This is a genomic window from Streptomyces sp. cf386, from assembly GCF_900103585.1.
GTDB lineage: Bacteria > Actinomycetota > Actinomycetes > Streptomycetales > Streptomycetaceae > Streptomyces.
The window spans coordinates 314,526-338,325 of the sequence record NZ_FNHV01000009.1; the positions used below are offsets into that span (position 1 = coordinate 314,526).

Genomic DNA, 23,800 nt, shown 5'->3' on the forward strand with positions numbered 1-23,800 from the left:
GCCACCGGCCTGCGCGCCGTACACCCCTCGGGCCGTACAGCCGTACACCCTCGATCTGTCGATCTCCACGAAGGTTGTCGAACCATGACAGTCGCCATCGACCGCGCGACCGGCAAGCGCCGCGGTGACCGCGCGCCGCGCCCCGGACTGGGCCGGCGCCTGAAGCACGGCTACCAGAAGCACTGGTACGCCTACGCGATGATCGCCCCAGTCGTGATCGTCCTCGGCGTCCTCGTGCTGTATCCGCTGGTGTACGGCTTCTATCTCACCCTCACCGACGCCAACAGCCTCAACAGCGCCCGCACGATCGGCGTCAACGAGATCGAGGCGACGTACAAGTTCATCGGACTCGACAACTACGCCGACATCCTGTGGGGCGAGACGGCCTACGACCGCTTCTGGTCGCACTTCATCTGGACGATCTTCTGGACGGCGGCCTGCGTCACCCTCCACTACACGATCGGCCTGGGCCTCGCCCTGCTGCTCAACCAGAAGCTGCGCGGGCGCACCCTGTACCGGCTGATCCTGATCCTGCCGTGGGCCGTGCCGACCTTCGTCACCGTGTTCGGCTGGCGGTTCATGCTCGCCGACGGCGGCATCATCAACTCGTTCCTGGAGACGCTCCACCTGCCGACACCGCTGTGGCTGGAGGACACCTTCTGGCAGCGGTTCGCCGCGATCATGGTCAACACCTGGTGCGGTGTGCCGTTCATGATGCTCTCGCTGCTCGGCGGACTGCAGTCCATCGACTCCTCGCTGTACGAGGCCTCCGAGATGGACGGCGCCAGCAGGTGGCAGCAGTTCCGCTACGTCACCCTGCCGGGCCTGCGGTCCGTCAGCTCCACCGTCGTACTCCTCGGCATCATCTGGACCTTCAACCAGTTCGCCATCATCTTCCTGCTGTTCGGCGACACCGCGCCCGACGCCCAGATCCTGGTCACCTGGGCCTACTACCTCGGCTTCGGACAGCAGCCGCGCGACTTCGCGCAGTCCGCGGCCTACGGCATCCTGCTGCTGGCCATCCTGATCGTCTTCACCTCCTTCTACCGCCGCTGGCTGAACCGCAATGACCCGCAGCTCGCGATCTGAGGCAGGAGTCCCCATGAGTACGACCACTGTTGAGAACCCAGTGAACAAGCAGGACTCCGTGACCACTGCCCCTCGCCGCAAGGTGCGCGGCCGCGGCGAGAACAGCCGCGCCACGTCCCTCGTCTCCCACGGCATCCTCATCGTGGCCAGCCTGATCGCGCTGTTCCCCGTGGCCTGGCTGCTCTTCCTGTCCCTCGGACCGGACAAGGACGACTACCTCCACCCCGGCGGCATCTGGGGGAAGATGACGCTGGACAACTACACGTACGTCCTGCAGGAGACGAAGTTCTTCGACTGGCTGGGCAGCACGCTCATCGTCACGCTGGGCACCACGCTGATCGGCGTCGTCATCGCCGCGACCACCGGCTACGCGGTCTCGCGGATGCGCTTTCCGGGCTACAAGAAGTTCATGTGGGTGCTGTTGGTGACCCAGATGTTCCCGGTGGCCGTCCTCATGGTGCCGATGTACCAGATCCTGTCCGAGCTCCAGCTCATCGACAACTACTTCGGTCTCATCCTCGTCTACTGCTCGACGACCGTGCCGTACTGCGCCTGGCTGATGAAGGGCTACTTCGACACGATCCCGTTCGAGATCGACGAGGCGGGACGCGTCGACGGGCTGAGCCCCTTCGGCACGTTCGGGCGACTGATCCTGCCGCTCGCCAAGCCGGGCCTGGCGGTCGCCGCGTTCTACAGCTTCCTCACGGCCTTCGGCGAGGTCGCGTTCGCGTCGACGTTCATGCTGTCCGACACCAAGTACACGTTCGCGGTCGGTCTGCAGACCTTCGTCAGTGAGCACGACGCTCAGCGCAACCTCATGGCCGCGACGGCGGTGCTGATCGCCATACCCGTCTCCGCGTTCTTCTACTTCGTGCAGAAGAACCTGGTGACCGGACTGACGGCGGGCGGCACCAAGGGCTGAGTGCCCCGAGGACGACAAGCTCCCGTGCGCCTCGTCGCGCGGGTGGCGGCCGCGGTGTCCATCCGACCCCGCTGTCACCGCGGCCGCCTCACAGCCGTGCGCCGAAGAACCCCGGACTTCCGCAAAACGCCGAAAACCTGCAAGCCGCACCATTCATACGTGACCCGAATCCAGTTACGCATCAAGGACGCCATGAGCCAGCACTCCGCCGACCAGGCCCCGACCCCCACCTCCGCAGCGGCCGTCGCCACCGTCGCCAAGCGCCGTGACTGGTGGCGGGACGCGGTGATCTACCAGGTGTATCCGCGCAGCTTCGCCGACAGCAACGGCGACGGCATGGGCGACCTGGAAGGCGTACGCTCCCGCCTCCCGTATCTGCGCGACCTCGGCGTGGACGCCGTGTGGCTCAGCCCCTTCTACGCCTCGCCGCAGGCCGACGCCGGCTACGACGTCGCCGACTACCGGGCCGTCGACCCGATGTTCGGCAACCTGCTCGACGCGGACGCGCTGATCCGCGACGCCCACGAGCTGGGGCTGAGGATCATCGTCGACCTGGTGCCCAACCACTCCTCGGACCAGCACGAGTGGTTCAAGCGGGCGCTCGCGGACGGCCCCGGCTCCCCGCTCCGGGACCGCTACCACTTCCGCCCCGGCAAGGGCGAGAACGGCGAACTCCCGCCCAACGACTGGGAGTCCATCTTCGGCGGACCGGCCTGGACCCGGGTGACCGAGCCCGACGGCACCCCCGGTGAGTGGTACCTGCACCTCTTCGCCCCCGAGCAGCCGGACTTCAACTGGGAGCACCCGGCGGTGGGAGACGAGTTCCGCTCGATTCTCCGGTTCTGGCTGGACATGGGCGTCGACGGCTTCCGTATCGACGTCGCGCACGGCCTGGTGAAGGCCGAGGGGCTGCCGGACCTGGGCGACCACGATCAGCTCAAGCTGCTGGGCAACGATGTCATGCCGTTCTTCGACCAGGACGGTGTGCACGAGGTGTACCGCCAGTGGCGCGTCATCCTCGACGAGTACTCGGGCGAGCGGATCTTCGTCGCGGAAGCCTGGACGCCGACCGTCGAACGCACGGCGAACTACGTCCGTCCCGACGAGCTGCACCAGGCCTTCAACTTCCAGTACCTGTCGACGGAATGGGACGCGGACGAGCTCCGCAAGGTCGTCGACCGCACTCTGGACGCGATGCGCCCGGTCGGCGCCCCGGCCACCTGGGTCCTCTCCAACCACGACGTCACCCGCCACGCCACCCGCTTCGCCAACCCGCCCGGCCTCGGCACCCAGATCCGCACCGCCGGAGACCGGGAACTCGGCCTGCGCCGGGCTCGCGCGGCGACGCTGCTGATGCTGGCCCTGCCCGGCTCGGCGTACGTCTACCAGGGCGAGGAACTCGGCCTCCCGGACGTCGTCGACCTGCCCGACGAGGTGCGCCAGGACCCGGCGTACTTCCGCGGCGCCGGCCAGGACGGCTTCCGCGACGGCTGCCGGGTGCCGATCCCGTGGACGCGCGAGGGATCGTCGTACGGATTCGGCAGCGGGGGCAGCTGGCTGCCGCAGCCGGCGAGCTGGGCCGAGCTGAGCGTCGAGGCGCAGACCGGCGTCGCCGGCTCGACCCTGGAGCTGTACCGCGCCGCCCTCGCCGCCCGCCGCGAGCAGCCCGACCTCGGTGCGGGCGACGCGGTGGAGTGGCTCCGGGCACCCGAGGGCGTCCTGGCCTTCCGCCGCGGCGAGTTCGTGTGCGTCGCCAACACCACCGGCGAGTCGGTGACGCTCCCGGCGTACGGCCGGGTGCTGCTCACCAGCGGCGAGATCACCGAGGCGGACGGCGAGACGAAGGTCCCGTCGGACACGACGGTGTGGTGGACGACGGCCTGACGGCCATCGAGCACGTCCTGTGGCCCACCACCGCCTGAGCGGGGTGGGCCACAGGTCGTTGAGGAGGTCGGCTACTTCCAGGTGTCGGTCGAGGTGTAGCCGCTCGACGTTCCCGTCGTGTAGGAGCGGTTCGTACCCGATTCCCAGGTCACGTTCCCTGAGCTGTCCTTCTTCACGTACTTGTACTCGAAGGCCGTGCTCTTCGGCACGATCACCGGCTTGCTCCACGTCGGGTACGACGCCGAGGAGAGCGGGATCGCGTCGGCCGGGTTCCAGGAGCCGAGGGAGGCGATCGAGCCCACGAGGTAGACGTTGGTGCCCCAGTCGGTCGTGGCGTTGACGTTGAAGGTCACGTCGGTGGCGCCCGCGTTCGCCACGTTCCAGGAGTTGTTGAGCCCGACCGCCGAAGTCGTCGTGGTCGCGGAGCGGTTGGCGTTGGACTCCCAGGTGACGTTCCCCGAGCTGTCCTTCTTCACATACTTGTACTCGAACGACGTGTTGACCGGCACGCTCACCGTCCCCGACCAGATCGGGTAACCCGTCGACGACAGCTTCACCGCCTTCGCCGTGTCCCAGCCGCCCAGCGCCGCGATCGAACCGACCACGTACACGTCCTGGCCGGACGTCGTCGCCGCGTACTCGTTGAACGTCGCCGTCACCGTCGAGGCGCCGTCGTCCGGCTCCTCGCAGGCTGTGTCGCAGGGCGTGAACTCGCCGTCGTAGAAGGCGATCGCGCTCTTCGCGGGGAGGGTGAGGGTGGCACTCCCGCCCGACACCGTCACCGTCGTCGCGCCGTTGTCGACGACATTCGCGTACGAGCCGTCGGCCATCCCGGTCGCGAAGGTGTACGTCGCCGGGGACGAGCCGTTGTTGATCGCGACGTAGCCCGCCGTGCCCCGCCCGAAGCCGATGACGCTCGACGACTTCGTCGACCAGTTGGTCACCGCCTCCGAACCCACCGCGTTGTGCCACTTCACCATGCCGGTGACGGCGGTGTCCCGCTGGAGGCAGTACCAGCCGCTCGAACAGTTCGTGTCCGTCACGAAGCCGCTGGAGTTCGGCGGGGCCTGGTCCGACGAGGAGAACTCGAAGCCCGAGTACACCGTCGGGGTCGACCACTTGTAGGCGAGCTGGAAGATGTTGGCGAGCCGGTAGGTGTCGCCGTCCTTGTAGCTCATGTGCAGGCCGTTGCGCTCGGTGTCGTGGTTGGTCACGAAGGACACCGAGTTGGCGGCGGGCAGGACCCCGGAGGACGGCAGCGACTCCAGGTCGCTCACATTGCCCTGGAACGCCGACTTCACCTTGGAGGCGTAGCCGAAGTCCAGGACATCGCCCGCGGAGTAGTAGTCGGAGGCGGCCGGGGTCGAGCCCGGATACACCTCCTGGAAGATGTACGGCTCCGCACCCGCCGTCGTGTTGTCCAGCTTTGACCGGATCGCGTTGAGGTCGGCCACAGGCATGTGCTTGGCCGCGTCGACACGGAAGCCGTCGACGCCCAGGGCGATCTGCTTGTTCAGGAACGCCGCGATGCCCGAGCGGACGTCGTCGTCCTCCGTCTCCAGGTCGGGCAGGCCGAGCAGTTCGCAGTTCTGGATCTCCGTGAGGTTCGACCAGTCGTCGATGATCAGGTCGGAGTCCGCGCACTCGGCGGACGTGTGGTAGTCGTCCGGGTCCCAGTCGGGGGTGTCGTACTTGTTGGTGAGCGTCGTGCCGTTGTAGCCGGTGCCGGTCTGGGCGGCGGTGTGGTTGATCACAGCGTCGGTGTATACCTTCACGCCCGCGTCATGGCAGGCGTCCACCATCGAGGCGAACTGGGCCGCCGTACCGAAGCGGCCGTTCAGGTCGTACGAGTAGGGCTGGTAGACGTCCCACCAGTAGTAGTTGGTCTGCTTCAAGGACTCGGCCGGCGGAGCGACCCACACCGCGCCGTAGCCGTTCGGGCCGAGCACGTCCGTGCACTCGGCGGCGACCGAGTCCCAGTTGTAGGACCACAGGTTGGCGATGACATCGCCGGAGGTCGTGGCGTCCGCGTGAGCGGGCGCGGTGGGCAGGGCGACGGCTCCGGCCAGGGCGAGTGCGCCCGCCGCCGTGGCGGTCAGGGTGCGGCGGAGGGCCCCAGGGGGACGGGGTCTGATGGTCATGTGCGGCTCCTTCACCGGTGTTCGGGATGTCGATCAGCGGTCAGGGATTCAACAACTGGTGAGCGTGGGGGAGTTGAGAAGGCCACGTCAAGGTTGCGGATGAAAGTACTTGCTATGACTTTCAACTCTCTTGCTGTAAACCTTTCGTGGCGGTACGGTCGCGCCGGTGCCCGGCAACGAAGCCGCGCCGCGGCGCAGGGGGGACCCGACTGAGCCGCCTTCGCAAGGAGTTCGCCCGTGATATCGAGATGGAATGCGCCCCCGAGGCGCCGTACCGCGACCGCCGCCCTCACCGCGTTCGCCGCAGCCGCCGCGGCGGTCGTCATGGCCCCCGGCGACACCGCCTCCGCCTCCCCGCCCGGCAGCAAGGACGTCACCGCGGTGATGTTCGAGTGGAACTTCGCCTCGGTCGCCAAGGAGTGCACCAACACCCTCGGCCCCTCCGGCTACGGCTATGTCCAGGTCTCCCCGCCCCAGGAGCACATCCAGGGCGCGCAGTGGTGGACCTCGTACCAGCCGGTGAGCTACAAGATCGCCGGCCGTCTCGGTGACGCCACCGCCTTCCAGAACATGGTGAACACCTGCCACAACGCGGGCGTGAAGGTCGTCGTCGACACCGTCATCAACCACATGTCCGCAGGCAGCGGCACCGGCACCGGCGGCTCGTCGTACACGAAGTACGACTACCCCGGCCTGTACTCCTCGGCCGACATGAACGACTGCACGGCGACCATCAGCGACTACACCAACCGCACCAACGTCCAGAACTGCGAACTCGTCGGCCTCGCCGACCTGGACACCGGCGAGGAGTACGTCCGCGCCACCATCGCCGGCTATATGAACACCCTGCTCGGCTACGGCGTCGACGGCTTCCGCATCGACGCGGCCAAGCACATGCCGGCGGCCGACCTGGCCAACATCAAGTCGCGCCTGACGAACCCCTCCGTCTACTGGAAGCAGGAGGCCATCTACGGCAGCGGCGAGGCCGTCCAGCCCACCGAGTACACGGGCAACGGCGACGTCCAGGAGTTCCGCTACGCCTACGACCTCAAGCGCGTCTTCAACAACGAGAACCTCGCCTACCTGAAGAACTACGGCGAGGGCTGGGGCTACATGAGCAGCGGCGTCTCCGGTGTCTTCGTCGACAACCACGACACCGAGCGCAATGGCAGCACGTTGAACTACAAGGACGGGGCGAACTACACCCTCGCCAACGTCTTCATGCTCGCCTACCCGTACGGCGCCCCGGACATCAACTCCGGCTACGAGTGGTCCGACTCGGACGCCGGCCCGCCGAACGGCGGCTCGGTGGCCGCCTGCTGGCAGGACGGCTGGAAGTGCCAGCACGCCTGGCCGGAGATCATCCGCATGGTCGCCTTCCGCAACGCCACCCGCGGCGAGTCGGTCACCAACTGGTGGGACAACGGCGCCGACGCCATCGCCTTCGGCCGGGGCGGCAAGGGCTACGTCGCCATCAACCACGAGTCGAGCAGCCTGAGCCGCACCTACCAGACGTCCCTGGCGGCGGGCACGTACTGCAACGTGCAGAACAACACGACGGTGACGGTGAACTCCAGCGGCCAGTTCACGGCCACCCTGGGCGCCAACACCGCGCTGGCGATCTACGCCGGCAAGTCGAGCTGTTGAGCGGCCACCGCCGCTGACCTCCCCCGCGTGACCGCGCATGGTGCGACCGACCATGCGCGGTACGCGTGGGGTTGACGTGTCCCGGTCACACCCCTACCTTCCGCCTCAGGTAGTAATGGGAGCGCTCCCACGATTGGCGGAATCATGATACGCAGACTCCGGAAGTGGACGGTGACCTCGTTATCCGTCCTCCTGACCGCCGCCGGGATCACCACGGTCGGTACCCCGAACGCCTGGGCCGCCACCACGGCGACCATCAACGGCTCCACCACCCATCAACCCATCGACGGCTTCGGCTTCTCCGAGCACTTCGGACGGGCCGCCATCATGAACGGCTCGCAGGGCCTGTCGGCCCCGAAGCAGCGCGAGATCCTCGATCTGCTGCTCAACCGCACCACCGGCGCCGGCCTGAGCATCCTGCGCCTCGGCATCGACTCCGGCATCCAGCCCACCGACCCCGGCGGCCCGAACGCGACCCCCAAGTACGTCTGGGACGGCGTCGACAAGGGCCAGGTCTGGCTGGCCAAGCAGGCCAAGGCGTACGGCGTGAACCGCTTCTACGCCGACGCCTGGACGGCACCCGGGTATATGAAGACCAACGGCACGGATGCCAACGGCGGCACCCTGTGCGGGCTCTCGGGTGCCACCTGCGCGAGCGGCGACTGGCGCAGGGCGTACGCCGACTACCTGGTCCAGTACGCCAAGTTCTACGGCCAGGAGGGCATCGGCATCACCGACCTCGGGTTCACCAACGAGCCCGACTGGACGGCGACGTACGACTCCATGCGGCTCACTCCCGCCCAGGCCGTCGAGTTCACCAAGGTCTTAGGCCCGGTCGCGAACGCGGGCGGATACAAGGTGGCCTGCTGCGACTCCTTCGGCTGGAATCAGCAGAAGAACTACACCAGCGCGATCGAGGCCGACGCGACGGCCCGCGGTCACGTCGCCACCCACACCGGACACACGTACGCCAGTCCCGTCGACGGACCCCTGCCCACCCGGAAACGCACCTGGATGTCGGAGTGGTCGCCCGACGGCACCACCTGGAACGAGAACTGGGACGACGGCAGCGGCTACGACGGCCTCACCGTCGCCTCCGCGATCCACGACGCCCTCACCAAGGGCAACACCAGCGGCTATGTGTACTGGTACGGCGCGTCGACCGGCGCCACCCGCGGCCTGATCCAGATGAACGGCGACGGCTACCGCGTCTCCAAGCGCCTGTGGGCCATGGCCAACTACAGCCGCTTCATCCGGCCGGGGGCCACCCGCATCGGCGCCACCACCCCCGACACCGACCTCAAGCTGTCGGCGTTCCGCAACACCGACGGCACGCTGACCGTCGTCGCGCTCAACGCGGGCACCGGCGCCCAGCAGGTGGCGTACAGCCTCCAGAACACCGGGATCACCGACGGGACGGCGACCCCGTACCTGACCAACGGCTCGAACAGCATGGCCCAGCAGTCCGCCGTCGCCGTCGCCGGAGGCTCGCTGACCGCGACGGTTCCGGCCCGCTCGCTGGTCACGTACACCATCAAGGCGGCCACGTCGTCCGAGCGGCTCGCCGCCCTCCCCGGCAGCTTCCAGTGGAGGTCGAGCGGGGCGCTGATCGCCCCGAAGTCGGACGCGACCCACAGCCTCGCCGCGATCAAGGATCCGTCGGTCGTGTACCACAACGGGCGTTGGCATGTGTTCGCCAGCACGGCGAGCACCAGCGGCGCGTACAACATGGTCTATCTGAACTTCACCGACTGGTCGCAGGCCGCCGCCGCGCAACACCACTATCTGGACCAGACGGCCATCGGCGCCGGGTACAAGGCGGCGCCGCAGGTGTTCTGGTTCGCGCCGCAAAAGCTCTGGTACCTCGTCTTCCAGACCGGGGACAACGCCGCGTACTCGACCACCACCACCATCGCCGACCCGAAGTCGTGGAGCGCGCCGAAGAAGTTCTACGCGAACGGCATGCCGCAGATCATCAAGGACAACATCGGCAACGGTTACTGGGTCGACTTCTGGAACGTCTGCGACTCCGCCAAGTGCTACTTGTTCTCCTCCGACGACAACGGGCATCTCTACCGCTCCGAGACCACGGTCGCCAACTTCCCGAACGGTTTCACCAACACCGTCATCGCGCTGCAGGACCCCAACAAGTACCGCCTCTGGGAGGCCGCGAACGTCTACCGGCTCAAGGACTCGGGCGGCTATCTGCTGGTCGTCGAGGCGATCGGCGGCAACGGCAAGCGGTACTTCCGGTCCTGGACGTCGAACAGCATCGCCGGCGCCTGGACCCCGCTCGCCGACACCGAGGCCAACCCCTTCGCGCGGTCCACCAACGTCGCCTTCGACGGCACCCCCTGGACCCAGGACATCAGCCACGGCGAGATGGTCCGCGACGGCGTCGACCAGACCCTCACCATCAACCCCTGCCGTATGCAGTACCTCTACCAGGGCATGGACCCGGCCGCCTCGGGCCCCTACAACACCCTGCCCTGGCGCCTGGGCCTGCTCACGCAGACCAACTCGCCCTGCTGACAGTCCCCCTGAAAGTTCTTGCCGATGCTTTCAAGCCTCTTGCTGTAATCCTTACGGCGGCGATACGTTTCGCGCGGGGTCGGACCCATGAGAGCCGTAATCGCAAGGAGCCCATCTGTGAGAGCGAGATGGCCGTCGCCGTCGAGGCGCCGAACCACCCATGCCGGACGGGTCGCCGCGGTCACCGTGACCGCGTTGGCCGCAGCGCTCGTCCAGCCCCTCGCGGCGCGGGCGGACACCCCGCCTCCGCCGCCGTCCGACGCGAAGCTCGCCGCCGAGCCCGCCCGGCACGACGCCACCCGCGAGCAGTTCTACTTCGTCCTGCCGGACCGTTTCGCCAACGGCGACACGGGCAACGACAAGGGCGGCCTCACCGGCTCCCGCCTCGCCACCGGCTACGACCCCACCGACAAGGGCTTCTACCAGGGCGGCGATCTCAAGGGTCTGACCAAGAAGCTCGACTACATCAAGGGCCTCGGCACCACCGCCATCTGGATGGCCCCGATCTTCAAGAACCAGCCCGTGCAGGGGACGGGAAGCAACGCCTCCGCCGCCTACCACGGCTACTGGATCACCGATTTCACCCAGGTCGACCCGCACTTCGGGACGAACAAGGACCTTCAGACCCTCATATCCAAGGCCCACGCCAAGGGCATGAAGGTCTTCTTCGACGTCATCACGAACCACACGGCGGATGTCGTCGACTATGAGGAGAAGTCGTACGACTACCTCTCCAAGGGCGCGTTCCCGTACCTGACGAAGAACGGCGAGCCCTTCGACGACTCCGACTACGCGGACGGGAAGTCCCCGTTCCCCGCGGTCGGCACCGAGTCCTTCCCCCGCACGCCGACCGTCCCCGCCGCGAAGAAGAACGTCAAGGTCCCGTCGTGGCTCAACGACCCGACGATGTACCACAACCGCGGCGACTCCACCTTCGCCGGTGAGAGCTCCGAACAGGGCGACTTCTCCGGACTCGACGACCTGTGGACCGAGCGTCCCGAGGTCGTCACCGGCATGGAGAAGATCTACCAGCGGTGGGTGCGGGACTTCGACATCGACGGCTTCCGGATCGACACCGTGAAGCACGTCAACATGGAGTTCTGGACCCAGTGGGCCACGGCGCTGGACGCCTACGCGGCCAAGCGGGGCCGCGACGACTTCTTCATGTTCGGCGAGGTGTACTCCGCCGACACGAACATCACTTCGCCGTACGTCACCCAGGGCCGCCTCGACGCCACGCTCGACTTCCCCTTCCAGGAAGCGGCGCGGCAGTACGCCTCCCAGGGCGGCAGCGCGCAGAAGCTCGCGGGCGTCTTCGGCGACGACTACAAGTACACGACCGACAAGGCCAACGCCTACGAGCAGGTCACCTTCCTCGGCAACCACGACATGGGCCGCATCGGGTCCTTCCTGAACCAGGACAACCCGAAGGCGACCGACGCCGAACTCCTCGCCAAGGACAAGCTCGCCAACGAGCTGATGTTCCTCAGCCGTGGCAACCCGGTCGTCTATTACGGCGACGAGCAGGGCTTCACCGGCGCCGGCGGCGACAAGGACGCCCGCCAGACCCTGTTCGCCTCGAAGACGGCCGACTACCTCGACGACGACCAGATCGGCACCGACCGCACCCACGCGAGCGACGCCTACGACACGAGCGCCCCGCTGTACAAGCAGATCGCAGCCCTCTCCAAGCTCCGCAAGGCCAACCCGGCCCTCACCGACGGCGTCCAGACCGAGCGCTACGCGGCCGACGGCGCCGGCGTCTACGCCTTCTCCCGCACCGACGCCAAGACGGGCACCGAGTACGTCGTCGCCTTCAACAACGCCGGTGAGGCGAAGTCGGCGACCTTCGCGACCGGCTCGGCCGGCATGGCGTTCAAGGGGATCCACGGCAGCGACGCCTCGCTGAAGAGCGACGCCGACAAGAGGATCACCGTCACCGTCCCGGCCGGCTCCTCGATCGTCCTCAAGGCGGCAGGCAAGCCCGCCAAGCCCGCCACCGAGCCGACGATCACCCTGAAGGCCCCGGCCGCCGGAGCCACCGGCACGGTCGAGATCGGCGCCGACGTCGACGGCGGACAGCTCAACCGGGTCGTCTTCGCCGCGCAGGTCGGCGGCGGCAAGTGGAAGACGCTGGGCTCCGCCGACCACGCCCCGTACAAGGTCACGCAGGTCGTCGGAAAGGACGTACCGGCCGCAACCGCCTTGCGCTACAAGGCAGTTGTGATCGACTCGGCGGGACGTACGGCGAGCACCACCGCCGAGTCCACCACCGGCACCCCGCCCGCCCCCGAGATCCCCAGCGCGGCCTCCCGCGACTACGCGGTCGTCCACTACAAGCGCACCGACGGCGACTACGCGAACTGGGGCCTGTACGCCTGGGGCGACCTCGCCGAGGGCGAGTCCACCGAGTGGCCGGCCAGCCACCCGTTCGTCGGCCGGGACGCCTACGGCGCCTTCGCCTACGTCAAGCTGAAGGAAGGCGCCTCGAACGTCGGCTTCCTCGTCATCGACAAGGACGGCAACAAGGACGTCTCCGCCGACCGCACGATCGACCTCGCCAAGACCGGCGAGATCTGGATCGAGCAGGGCAAGGAGGCCGTACAGACCACCCGGCCCGACTACCCGGCGCAGGACAAGACCAAGGCGGTCGTCCACTACAACCGCGCCGACGGGAACTACGACGGCTGGGGCCTGCACGTCTGGACGGGTGCCGCCAACCCCACCGAGTGGTCGAACCCCGTGAAGCCGGTCAAGACTGATACCTATGGTGCGGTCTTCGAGGTACCGCTCACCGACGGTGCCACCAGCCTCAGCTACATCCTCCACAAGGGCGACGAGAAGGACCTGCCCACGGACCAGTCGCTCGACCTCACCGCCAACGGTCACGAGGTGTGGCTGTTGAGCGGCCAGGAGAAGTACCTGCTCCCGCAGCCGGCCGGCTCCGCGGCGGCCCTCGACCTGACCACCTCCAAGGCGGTCTGGATCGACCGGGACACGGTCGCGTGGAACGGCACCGAGAGGGCCGCCTCCACCCAGCTGCTGTACAGCCGGGACGGCTCCATCGCGGTGAAGGACGGCGCGCTGACCAGCGACGACGAGCGTTGGCTGCGCCTGTCCAAGACCACCCTCACCGACCCCCAGAAGGCGAAGTTCCCGCACCTGAAGGAGTACACCGCCTGGTCCGTCGACCCGCGCGACCGCGACCGGGTCCGCGAGGCCCTGCGCGGCCAGCTCGTCGCCTCCCAGCGCGCCGCGAACGGTGCCGTGCTCGCGGCGACCGGCGTCCAGATCGCCGGCGTACTCGACGATCTCCACCCGGGCGCGACGAAGGCCGACCTCGGACCGACCTTCGACAAGAGCGGCCGTCCGACGCTGGCCGTCTGGGCGCCCACGGCCCAGTCGGTCAAGCTGGAGATCGGCGACTCCACGGTTGCCATGAAGCGGCAGGACAGCACGGGTGTCTGGTCCGTCATCGGCCCCAAGTCCTGGAAGAACAAGGCGTACCGGTACGTCGTCAAGGTCTGGGCGCCCAGCGTCCGCAAGATCGTCACCAACAAGGTCACCGACCCGTACTCGGTCGCGCTCACCGCGAACTCCGAGCGCAGCCTGGTCGTCGACCTGGGCGACAGGTCCCTGGCGCCGAGCGGCTGGTCCTCGTACCGCAAGCCCAAGGCCGTACCGCTGAAGGACGCCCAGATCCAGGAGCTGCACATCCGCGACTTCTCGGTCGAGGACAGGACGGCCAAGAACCCGGGCACCTACCTCGCCTTCACCGACAAGGCCAGCGACGGCTCCAAGCACCTGCGGGAGCTGGCGAAGGCGGGTACGTCGTACGTCCACCTGCTGCCGGCCTTCGACATCGCCACCATCCCTGAGAAGAAGTCCGAGCAGGCCACCGTCGACTGCGACCTGGCCTCCTTCCCGGCCGACTCCGACAAGCAGCAGGAGTGCGTGGCGAAGATCGCCGCGAAGGACGCGTACAACTGGGGCTACGACCCCTACCACTACACGGTCCCCGAGGGCTCGTACGCCACCGACCCGGACGGCACCGGCCGTACCGTCGAGTTCCGCAAGATGGTCAAGGCCCTCAACGACGACGGCCTGCGCGTCGTCATGGACGTCGTCTACAACCACACGACATCGAGCGGCCAGGCGGACACCAGCGTCCTCGACAAGGTCGTGCCCGGCTACTACCAGCGGCTCCTGGCCGACGGTTCGGTCGCCAACAGCACCTGCTGCTCCAACACGGCGCCCGAGAACGCCATGATGGGCAAGCTGGTCGTCGACTCGATCGTCACCTGGGCCAAGGAGTACAAGGTCGACGGCTTCCGCTTCGACCTGATGGGCCACCACCCGAAGGCGAACATCCTGGCGGTCAGGAAGGCTCTGGACGCGCTGACCCTCGCCAAGGACGGCGTCGACGGCAAGAAGATCATCCTGTACGGCGAGGGCTGGAACTTCGGCGAGATCGCCGACGACGCCCGCTTCGTGCAGGCCACGCAGAAGAACATGGCCGGCACCGGCATCGCGACCTTCTCCGACCGGGCGCGGGACGCCGTACGCGGCGGCGGGCCCTTCGACGAGGACCCCGGCGTCCAGGGCTTCGCGTCCGGGCTCTACACCGACCCCAACCCCGCTGCGGACAACGGCACTTCGGAGGAGCAGAAGGCCCGGCTGCTGCACTACCAGGACCTGATCAAGGTCGGTCTGTCCGGCAACCTCGCCGCCTATCGCTTCACCGACACCAGCGGCAAGGAGGTCAAGGGCTCCGAGGTCGACTACAACGGTGCCCCCGCCGGGTACGCGGACGCGCCGGGCGACGCCCTCGCCTACGCCGACGCGCACGACAACGAGTCGCTGTTCGACGCCCTCGCGTTCAAGCTGCCGTCCTCCACCAGTGCGGCCGACCGGGCCCGTATGCAGGTCCTCGCCATGGCCACGGCCACCCTCTCGCAGGGCCCGGCGCTCTCCCAGGCCGGCACCGACCTGCTGCGCTCCAAGTCGCTTGACCGCAACTCCTACGACAGCGGCGACTGGTTCAACGCCATCCACTGGAACTGCGCCGACGGCAACGGCTTCGGACGCGGACTGCCGATGGCGGCCGACAATGCCTCGAAGTGGCCGTTCGCCAAGCCCCTGTTGGGCTCGGTGAAGGTCGGGTGCGAGCAGATCGAGGGCACCTCGGCCGCGTACCGGGATCTGTTGAAGATCCGTTCGACGGAGTCGGCGTTCTCCCTCGCCACGGCCGACCAGGTGCAGTCGAAGCTCTCCTTCCCGCTGTCGGGCAAGGACGAGACGCCCGGCGTGATCACCATGCGGCTCGGTGACCTGGTCGTCGTCTTCAACGCGACGCCCGGGAAGCAGGAGCAGCGCGTCGACGCCCTGGCCGGAGACGGCTACCGGCTGCATCCGGTGCAGGCCTCGGGCGCGGATCCTATCGTCAAGTCCGCGTCCTTCGACGGGAAAACGGGCACGTTCGCCGTTCCGGGGCGTACTGTCGCCGTCTTCTCACGGGCTCTCTGATACGGCACTAGCTTGAGTGGGGCGGACCCGATCAGCGGGTCCGCCCCACTCGTGCGTATGCGTATTCGGGGGCAGGCGACCATGGACGGTTGACGATGGACGGTTACGACAAGCAGTCGGGTACGACCGTGATGGTCGTCGACGACGTCTCGGCCAGCCGCTATGCCATGGGCGCCGTGCTGCGCCGCGCGGGCCACGACGTCGTACCGGTGGCGAGCGCGGGCGAGGCGCTGAGCGAGCTCGATGTGCGGCTGCGCGCGGGCGCCCTGCCCGATGTGGCCCTCGTCGACGTCGGGCTGCCCGACATGAACGGCTTCGAGCTGTGCCGCCGGGTCAAGTCCCGGCCGTCCACGGCCGCGCTGCCCGTCGTCCACTTCTCCGCGATGGCCCTGGAGCCGGTGGACCGGTGCCGGGGTCTCGACGCGGGCGCCGACGCCTACCTGACCGTGCCGGCCGAGCCGAGCGAGATCCAGGCCGTCGTCCGGGCCGCCGTCCGTGGGGCGCGTCGAGGTGCCGCCGCCGAGACGGTCGCGCACCGGCTGACGGTGCTGTCCGAGGCGATCGTGGCCGTCCAGACCGCGCGCTGCCTGGGGGAGCTGGCCGACGCCGCCGCAGCGGGCGCGGCCCGGCTCGTCGGCGCGCCCGCCGTCGTGTTCGTCATCGGCCCGGACGGCGAAACGCATTGCGGCACCTCGCGCAGCCGCCTCGCGCTGCCCGACGCCAGCGCCCAGGAGGCGGCGGCACGGCTGATCACGCGGATCGGGGAGGGCTGGGGCGGGCGGACCGGCGTGCACAGCACCGTCGTCCCCGCGCCGCTGTGGCCCGCGGGCTTCTTCCAGCCCGGCGTCAACGAGGACGCCCGCCTGGTGCTGGCATCGGCCCAGGAGGGCCGAGCCCAGGTGTGCATCGCAACACCGGCATGTGCGGCGTCCCCAAGGGGCGCGGGGAACTGCGCGACCAGCCACAACGAACCCGCAGACGACCGACGACCTAGCGAGGCACTTCCCCTCGCGGCACTCCCCGCAGAGCGCCTCGCCCAGGCAACCGCCCTCGCCGCCGAGCCGCTGCTGATGTACCAGGCGGAGCGGGACATCGCCCTCACCCTCCAGCACAGCTTCCTGCCCCAGCCGCACCGGCTGCCCCATCTGCCGGGCGTCGACCTCGTCGTGCGGTACGTGCCCGCGTCCCGGCAGGCCGAGATCGGCGGGGACTTCTACGCCGCCCTGCGTACGGAGGAGGGGGTGCTCACCGTGGTCGGGGATGTCGTCGGGCACTCGCTGGAGGCGGCCACCGTCATGGTCGAGATGCGGCACGCGCTGCGCGCCCACTGTGTCGAGGAGAGCGACCCGAGGGCGCTGGCCGAACGGCTCGACCGGATGCTGCAGCACTACCACCCCGACGTCACCGCCACGGTCTGCCTGGCCCTGGTCGACCCCGGGACCGGGCGGGTCAGGATCGCCAACGCGGGCCACATCCCGCCGCTGATCGTGGGGGAGGAGGGCAAGGCCGAGTACGTCCCGGTGGACGGGCCGCTGCTGGGGCTCGCCCTGGACCGGCCCACGCCGAGCGAGCTGGTCATGGCCCCGCAGGACCGTCTCCTCATGGTCACCGACGGCCTCATCGAGACCCGCGGGATCGACCTCGCCACCTCCATGGAGCAACTGCGCACCGCCGCCGCCGACGCGCCGGCCGGCCTCGACCCGCTGTGCGACACGCTGCTGGGCTGCTTCGGGCGGGACCGGGAGGACGACATCGCGATGCTGGCGCTGAGGTTAGGGTGAGCGCTGCTGACGTAGAACAGGAGTGCTCATGCCGCAGATCACCGTCGACCACTCGAAGACGATCTCCTTCGACCGGGAGGCGTTCGCCCGGGACCTGCACACCGCGGTCGTCGAGATCGCGGCGGCCAAGCCGGAGGCGTGCAAGACGCAGTTCCGGGCCGGCCAGTTCACGGCCTTCGGCTACGAGGACCCCGAGGAGCAGGGCCACGCGGTCGTCCACGTCACGCTCGGACTGCTCGCCGGCCGCACCGACGAGACCAAGGCCAAGCTGACCGAGGCGGTTCTGGAGCTGCTGCGCAAGCACATCGAGGACGACGGGACCGTGCTGCACGGCTCCGCCGAGGTGCGCGACCTCGACCCGTCATACCGCAAGTTCGAGCGCTAGAGACTGCCCCCGCTGGCTTCAGGACGCCAGCGAGATCAGTCGGGCGACCAGGTCGCTGAACGGACCGTCGGCCGGCTCGTTCTTCAGCATGCGGCGCAGCAGCGCGCCCATCTCCTCGTCGTGGGCGGCGCTGACGGCGGCCAGCGCGGCGAAGTCGTGCACGAGCTGGACCTCCAGCTCGGCGCGCGGGATGCGCCGACCGTCCAGCCAGATCAGTGCCGTCGACTCGGCGAGCGAGATCCAGGAGCGGATGACCAGCTCCAGGCGCGCGGGTGGGTTCTCCACGTCCAGATGCGAAAGGATTTGGACATACGCGGCCTGCCGTACGGAGTCGATGAGCGCGTTGGTCGCCGTCGACCCGACGGCCGGGCCGCCCCGCATCAACGCCGAGAACCCGGGCCCGTGCTCGTCGACGAAGTCGAAGAAGCGCCGCATCACCCGCAGCAGCCGCGCCCCCAGCGGCCCTTCGTGGGCCTCCACGAACCGGTCCGCCAGTTCCTCCGAGGCTCGCTTCAACGCGGCCTCGTACAGGCTGAGTTTGCCGGGGAAGTAGTGATAGACGAGCGGCCGGGAGATGCCCGCGGCCGCGGCTATCTCGTCGATGGAGACATCGTCCGGCGAGCGCTGGCTGAACAGCTCGAGGGCGACGCCGATCAACTGCTGGCGCCGCTCGTCGACTCCCATTCTTCGCCGTACCCCGGTACTCATACGAACACCTTACCGATCGATTCCGGCCCCGAACGGACCGGACCGATCATGGGCGTTCACATGTCCAGTACGAGTCGATCACCCCGGGCCCGCGACACACAGATCAGCATCGAATCGGCCCGCTCCCCGTCCGTGAGCAGTTCGTCCCGGTGGTCCACCTCGCCCTCCAGCACCCGCTGTTGGCAGGTCCCGCAGAAGCCCTGCTCGCAGGAGTACAGGGTGTCGGGCAACTCGGCGCGGACGGCGGCCAGTACGGTCGAGTCGGCGGGGACGGTCAACGTCCGCCCGCTGCGCCGCAGTTCGACCTCGAAGGCATCGCCTCCCGAGGTGCGGGGCGTGAACCGCTCCAGGTGGACCCGCGGGAACCGCTCCTCCATGGCCGCCATCAGCCCCTCCGGACCGCAGCAGTAGACGGCGGCACCCTCGGGCGCACCGGCGAGGAGCGCGTCGAGGTCGGGCAGCCCCTCCACGACGGTCACACGGTCCCGGCCGAGCTTCTCGACGTCCTCCACGAACGGCATGGACGCCCGATCGCGTCCGCAGTACACCAGCCTCCACTCGACCTCGTCGGGCAAGGCCCGCAGCATCGGCAGGACCGGGGTGATCCCGATGCCGCCCACGACGAAGACGTACGACTCGGCCTCGACGAGCGGGAAACGGTTCCGCGGGCCTCGCACCTCCAGCTCCATCCCCTCCCGGACCTGCTCGTGCACCTCGCGCGAGCCGCCCCGCCCGTCCGGGACCAGCCGGGTCGCCACGGTGTAGGACGAGGTGTCCTCGGGGTCCCCGCACAGCGAGTACTGCCGCACCAGCCCCGACGGCAGCACGAGGTCGAGATGCGCGCCGGGCTCCCAGCGCGGCAACTCCCGCCCTTCCAGCCGTAGTCGGACGACCCCTTCGGCGACCTCCTCGCGCGAGGTCACCAGCAGACGCAGCGCCCGTGACCTGGGGCGCCCGGAGACCGGCTCCTCCAGGGCGGGCATCGGCCACAGCGGCGAGGTCCGAATACGGCGCCGCATCGCCCGCCGGGCGAGCAGGGCGGCACCGGCGACCACGGCGACGGTCCGGAGCTTCGGCATCAGGCGGCACCCTTCGCGGACTTCTCGGCGGTCTCGGCGGCCAGCGCGGCGGGGGAGGAGGCCAGGTAGGCGACGGCCTGTTCGGTGGAGCCTTCCTGCGAGGGGTGGTAAGTACGGCTCAGATACCGGGGGATGGACCTGAGCATGTCCCCGGTCGCGGGGAGCGTGCCGCGCCTGCCCCGGACGTAGAAGTCCTTGAACGTCGCCTTGCCCTCCACGAGCGTCGGATCGTTCTCCATGAAGAACCGCGCCCCGCGCTGCCACAGGAAGACGAGGGCCGTGAACGCGGTCGCCCAGGTCCGCACGCGCCGCCGGTAGCCCCCGTCGACGTGCATGAACAGCTCGAAGGCGACGGACCGGTGCTCGACCTCCTCGGCGCCGTGCCAGCGCAGCAGGTCCAGCATGGTCGGATCGGCCCCGCGCCGGTCCAGCTCCTCGGCGTTGAGCACCCAGTTGCCCAGGAAGGCGGTGTAGTGCTCGATGGCCGCGATGATCGCCACCCGCTCCATCAGCCACCAGCGGCGCGGCCGACCCGGCGGCAGGGTGCGGTCGCCGAGCAACTTCTCGAAGAGCCAGTCCACCTGGGCGGTGTACGGCGTCGGGTCCAGCCCCTGTTCCCGCAGGTGCGGCAGCACCTCGTTGTGGGCCTGCGAGTGCATCGCCTCCTGCCCGATGAACCCGATGACGTCCGCGCGCAGCCGCTCGTCGCGGATGTACGGCAGCACCTGCTTGTACACATGCACGAACCACCGCTCACCGGCCGGCAGGAGCAGATGCAGCACGTTGATGGTGTGCGTCGTGAAGGGATCCCCGGGCACCCAGTGCAACGGGGTGTCGTCCCAGGAGAAGGACACCTTGCGGGCCTTGAGGGGCACCCGGTCCTGCGTATTGGACATGGCGTCAATGTACTGACGGGTAGGTCCCGGGTGAACCCCTGTGCACGGGCTTATTTACGCGAGTGTCAGCAACGGCGCTCCCGCCGCGGCCGAGCTCACCCCAGCCCGCTGATCGAACGCCCGCTCTCCAGCGTGCCCTTCAACTCGGCCCGCGCACCCTGCGCGGCCCGCACGGTCAGCAGGCTGCCCCGGGACGAGCCGTGGACACCTCCCGTGGCCTCGATCGACTCCGTGTCGCGCGTGCCCGCCGCCAGCAGATACCAGTCGCCCGTCCGCGCCTTCCACAGCACCCCGGCCAGCACATGGGGATCCCGCGCCCCGCACGCCGCCACGTTCTGGCCCTTCGCCACCACCGCCGCGTGGGTCGCCCCCGGCGTCCGGAACTGGGCCAGCACCCGCTCGCCGCCACCCCGCCAGGTCTCGGCACGCGTGCACAGCCATTCCGCCGAACCGGTCCCGTCCGGCAGCGCCTGCCGGGCGTACGCCCAGGCGTTGACCGTACGCACGCCTGCCGAGCGCAGCGCGCCCAGCCAGCAGGAGTACGGCGCCCAGGTGCGCAGCGCCCCCGCACCGGTCGCCTCCTTCACCGCCCCGGGACGGCCGGCGGTGAGGCGGGCCGGCACCAGCTCCGCGAGGTCCGTCAGCAGCCGGGTGCCGGTGCTGTCGGTCAGCTGCAGGGCGTTCCACGAGGTACAGGTGCCGGACTGCTGGGCGCCGGGGCTCGCCATCGGCGAGGTGACGCCCTCGGTCACGGTGAGGTCCATCGCCCCGGCACGCGACTTCAGCAGATCCCGCTCGGCCGCCTTCTTCACCCAGGGCGCCAGCAGATAACGGACGTTGCCGTCGGCCCGGCTCAGCACCACCGCGCTCGCCTCCGTCCTGCCCGCGCCGTCGACCCGGGAGAAGTCCAGGGCGGCGCCGGCCGTGCCGTCCCTCGGCTCGGCGTAGCGGGCGATGCGCAGACCGTCGTAGAGGATCACCACGCGGGCGTTGTCGACGGTCCCCGCGTACAGCAGGTGCGGTGCGCCGGGCGGGCCGCCCGCCGGGGTGCCCGGGGTCGCCGAGACCTGGACCGTCTCGCCGGGGCGGGCCCACACGGCGAGGGCGCGGCGCAGCAGGGCCGAGTCGCCGGCGAGGTCGCCGCGCGCCGGCCACACGGAGAAGTCGATGCGCGCGGAGGACTGCCAGGCCAGCGCGGGGACCCTGGTCAGCTGGGCCGGGTCGAGGGCGGCCTCGGCCGCCGGGTTCTGCGCGTACGAGGGTGCGGCGGGACCCTCCGGGCCCCAGCTCTCGCCGGGCAGGCCGAGCAGCGCCCCCGACACCAGGAGGGCGGCAGCGGCGGCGAGCGCGGCCTTCATGTGCTGCCTGCGCCGCATCAGGTCGGTGGGCCGGGCCTGGAGCGAGCAGGGGTCGAACTCGGGGGAGTCGAGCAGCGCGTACTGCGCGGGAACGGCATCGGCCTCCTCCAGCGCCTCGTCCACGTAGTCGACACCGGCCGCGTCCAGCACCTCGCACACATCGTCGTCCGTGAGCTTCTCCAGGCCGCGCAGGACGTAGGCCGCCCGCGCCGGGCCGGACAGCGCCGACAGCCGCTGGTCCAGGGCGAGTTCGTCGGCGCCGCCCGACCGGGGGAAGAGGCGCAGGCCCCAGATCTGGGGCAGCAGGGGCGGCAGTTGGGAGCGCTTGGGCCAGGCCAGTCGCTTCAGGGGCCGGTCCGCCTCCAGCGCCGTACGCAGGACGCGGAGTCGCAGGAGGGCGTACCCGGGGTCGCCCTCGCGGCCGGTCGACTGGGCCGGGATCACGGGCGTCGCCGTCGCCCGGCCCCGGGGCAGCGCGCGCTGGGTGAGGGAGTGCGCGGTCACCACGCGCCGGTTGCGGCCGAGGCTCGGCGGCAGCACCAGGTAGGCGAGCCGGACGAGACGCGGGTAGTGCTCGACGAGCGCGGCCTCGGCCCGCTCGACGTCGACGACCGGGTCGTTCGAGGCGGGGGCGGGGCGCGGGGCGACATCCTGTGACTGCACGTTCAGCAGAACGAGCGAATCGTCGGTTGGTCACCGGCACCCGGTCGGCCCCGCCGCGTTTCAGGGCCGGCGCGGAGCCGGCTCAAGGAGGGCTCAGTCCCCGGGCTCCACCAGTTCACGGGCGTAGTTCGCCATCGAGCGCTGGTAGCGCGGCAGATGGGGCGCGAGGGCGCCCAGGGCGAGGGAGAGGCCCTCGCGGTCCCGCCCGAGGCTGGACAGACACAGGGCGAGTGTCGCGCGTACCGCGTCGTCCAGTTCGTCGGACGGGGCGTCCAGTTCGGGCGTCAGCAGCTTGACGCCCTCTTCCGCCTGTCCGATGTTCCTGAGCGAGCTGGACAGCTGGATCCTGGCCCGCCGTCCCTTGTAGCCGGTCAGTCCTCGGGCGAGCGCCTCCCGGTACAGCGGGACCGCGTTGTCCGAGTGCCCCGTCGAGTCCCAGGCACAGGCCTGCTCGAAGGGGCCCAGCGGGCTGTCGTCGGGCAGCTCGGCGACGAGTGTGTCGATCACGGCGCGGAAGTCGCCGGCACGCTCCTCGGTGTAGTCGTCGAAGGTCGCCCATGCGCCGGCCATGCGGTCTTCCCAGTCCTGGTCCACGGCGTCACTCTCGCACGGGTGGCCGAACACCGGCAGCGGTATTTTGAGCGCTCCGCGGGCATTTTGAGCGCTCCGCGCACGGGAGCCGTATCCACGGGGAGGCCCCTGAGGGAGGAAGACATGAAGGTGACCCGACCGATGCTCGCGGCAGCCGGCGCCGTGGCGGTGTTCGCGCTGGCCGGCTGTGGGTCCGGCGGCGACGACGAGGCCGCCGTGCCCGAGACCGCCACCGGCAGCCTGGAGCACCTGGCCGCCGAGGTGAAGTGCAAGCCGAACATGCAGACGGACGCCGACGAGATCCGGCAGGCCCTCTGCAAGAACACCGCCGGCAAGTTCGTCCTCGCCACCTTCGCCACCGACCGCGGCCAGGCCGAGTGGCTCAGCGGCGCGAAGGACTACGGCGGCTACTACCTCGTCGGCCGCAAGTGGGTCGCCGTCGGCCAGGAGAAGACGGTCACCACGCTGCAGACGACGCTCGGCGGGACCATGGAGGAAGGGTCCGCGCACATGAACCCGGGTGGCAGCCACAACAACAGCGGCAGTCACCACGGCTGAAGTTCGCTGGAGACCGTTCGCCGAAGTCCGGGGGCATACG

15 protein-coding genes are annotated in these 23,800 nt (G+C 69.3%); 9 read left to right on the plus strand and 6 right to left on the minus strand.

Annotated features, from left to right (window positions below):
- Positions 1-84 precede the first annotated feature (84 nt).
- The 3 genes from BLU79_RS24595 (at position 85) to BLU79_RS24605 (ending at position 3,895) form a co-directional block, all read left to right on the plus strand.
- Positions 85-1,089, plus strand: coding sequence for a carbohydrate ABC transporter permease (locus BLU79_RS24595; RefSeq protein WP_093908035.1), 1,005 nt, complete (start codon positions 85-87; stop codon positions 1,087-1,089).
- Positions 1,090-1,102: 13 nt separating this feature from the next.
- Positions 1,103-2,011 (plus strand): sugar ABC transporter permease, encoded by a 909-nt coding sequence (locus BLU79_RS24600; protein ID WP_093908036.1) that lies wholly within the window; start codon positions 1,103-1,105, stop codon positions 2,009-2,011.
- A 192-nt stretch (positions 2,012-2,203) separates the two neighbouring features.
- Complete coding sequence (locus BLU79_RS24605; protein WP_093908037.1) at positions 2,204-3,895, plus strand: glycoside hydrolase family 13 protein; 1,692 nt, start codon at positions 2,204-2,206, stop codon at positions 3,893-3,895.
- Positions 3,896-3,966: 71 nt separating this feature from the next.
- Here BLU79_RS24605 and BLU79_RS24610 read toward each other — a convergent pair whose 3' ends face one another.
- Entirely contained in the window at positions 3,967-6,036 is a 2,070-nt protein-coding gene (locus BLU79_RS24610; protein WP_093908038.1) for a carbohydrate-binding module family 20 domain-containing protein, read from the minus strand.
- 324 nt (positions 6,037-6,360) lie between these two features.
- Between BLU79_RS24610 and BLU79_RS24615 the strand changes: the two genes are divergently transcribed.
- The 5 genes from BLU79_RS24615 (at position 6,361) to BLU79_RS24635 (ending at position 17,907) form a co-directional block, all read left to right on the plus strand.
- Positions 6,361-7,683, plus strand: coding sequence for an alpha-amylase (locus BLU79_RS24615; RefSeq protein ID WP_371131935.1), 1,323 nt, complete (start codon positions 6,361-6,363; stop codon positions 7,681-7,683).
- Between the two features lie 144 nt (positions 7,684-7,827).
- Entirely contained in the window at positions 7,828-10,215 is a 2,388-nt protein-coding gene (locus BLU79_RS24620) for a non-reducing end alpha-L-arabinofuranosidase family hydrolase (protein WP_093908040.1), read from the plus strand.
- An 87-nt stretch (positions 10,216-10,302) separates the two neighbouring features.
- Positions 10,303-15,741: a pullulanase-type alpha-1,6-glucosidase gene (gene pulA / locus BLU79_RS24625; RefSeq protein ID WP_371131930.1), complete on the plus strand. Its 5,439-nt coding sequence runs from the start codon at positions 10,303-10,305 to the stop codon at positions 15,739-15,741.
- A 95-nt stretch (positions 15,742-15,836) separates the two neighbouring features.
- Complete coding sequence (locus BLU79_RS24630; protein WP_093908042.1) at positions 15,837-17,522, plus strand: fused response regulator/phosphatase; 1,686 nt, start codon at positions 15,837-15,839, stop codon at positions 17,520-17,522.
- A gap of 28 nt (positions 17,523-17,550) precedes the next feature.
- Positions 17,551-17,907 carry a 5-carboxymethyl-2-hydroxymuconate Delta-isomerase gene (locus BLU79_RS24635; protein ID WP_093908043.1) on the plus strand — a complete coding sequence of 119 codons (357 nt, stop codon included), beginning with the start codon at positions 17,551-17,553 and terminating at the stop codon, positions 17,905-17,907.
- 18 nt (positions 17,908-17,925) lie between these two features.
- Here the strand turns inward: BLU79_RS24635 and BLU79_RS24640 are convergent, their stop codons facing one another.
- The 5 genes from BLU79_RS24640 to BLU79_RS24660 form a co-directional block, all read right to left on the minus strand.
- Complete coding sequence (locus BLU79_RS24640) at positions 17,926-18,615, minus strand: TetR/AcrR family transcriptional regulator (protein ID WP_093908044.1); 690 nt, start codon at positions 18,613-18,615, stop codon at positions 17,926-17,928.
- 56 nt (positions 18,616-18,671) lie between these two features.
- On the minus strand, positions 18,672-19,694 hold the full coding sequence (locus BLU79_RS24645; protein ID WP_093908045.1) for a PDR/VanB family oxidoreductase: 1,023 nt from the start codon (positions 19,692-19,694) through the stop codon (positions 18,672-18,674).
- A complete protein-coding gene (locus BLU79_RS24650) occupies positions 19,694-20,590 on the minus strand; it encodes a metal-dependent hydrolase (RefSeq protein WP_093908046.1) in 897 nt (298 codons plus the stop codon). Before BLU79_RS24650 ends, BLU79_RS24645 begins: the two co-directional genes overlap by 1 nt.
- 95 nt (positions 20,591-20,685) lie before the next feature.
- The gene (locus BLU79_RS24655) at positions 20,686-22,611 is read right to left on the minus strand and encodes a hypothetical protein (protein ID WP_093908047.1); all 1,926 of its coding nucleotides are present in this window, start codon (positions 22,609-22,611) and stop codon (positions 20,686-20,688) included.
- Positions 22,612-22,704: 93 nt separating this feature from the next.
- Positions 22,705-23,181 (minus strand): tetratricopeptide repeat protein, encoded by a 477-nt coding sequence (locus tag BLU79_RS24660; RefSeq protein WP_093908143.1) that lies wholly within the window; start codon positions 23,179-23,181, stop codon positions 22,705-22,707.
- A 144-nt stretch (positions 23,182-23,325) separates the two neighbouring features.
- Here BLU79_RS24660 and BLU79_RS24665 point away from each other — a divergent pair, with 144 nt between their 5' ends.
- Entirely contained in the window at positions 23,326-23,760 is a 435-nt protein-coding gene (locus tag BLU79_RS24665; protein ID WP_177001161.1) for a hypothetical protein, read from the plus strand.
- Positions 23,761-23,800: the final 40 nt, after the last annotated feature.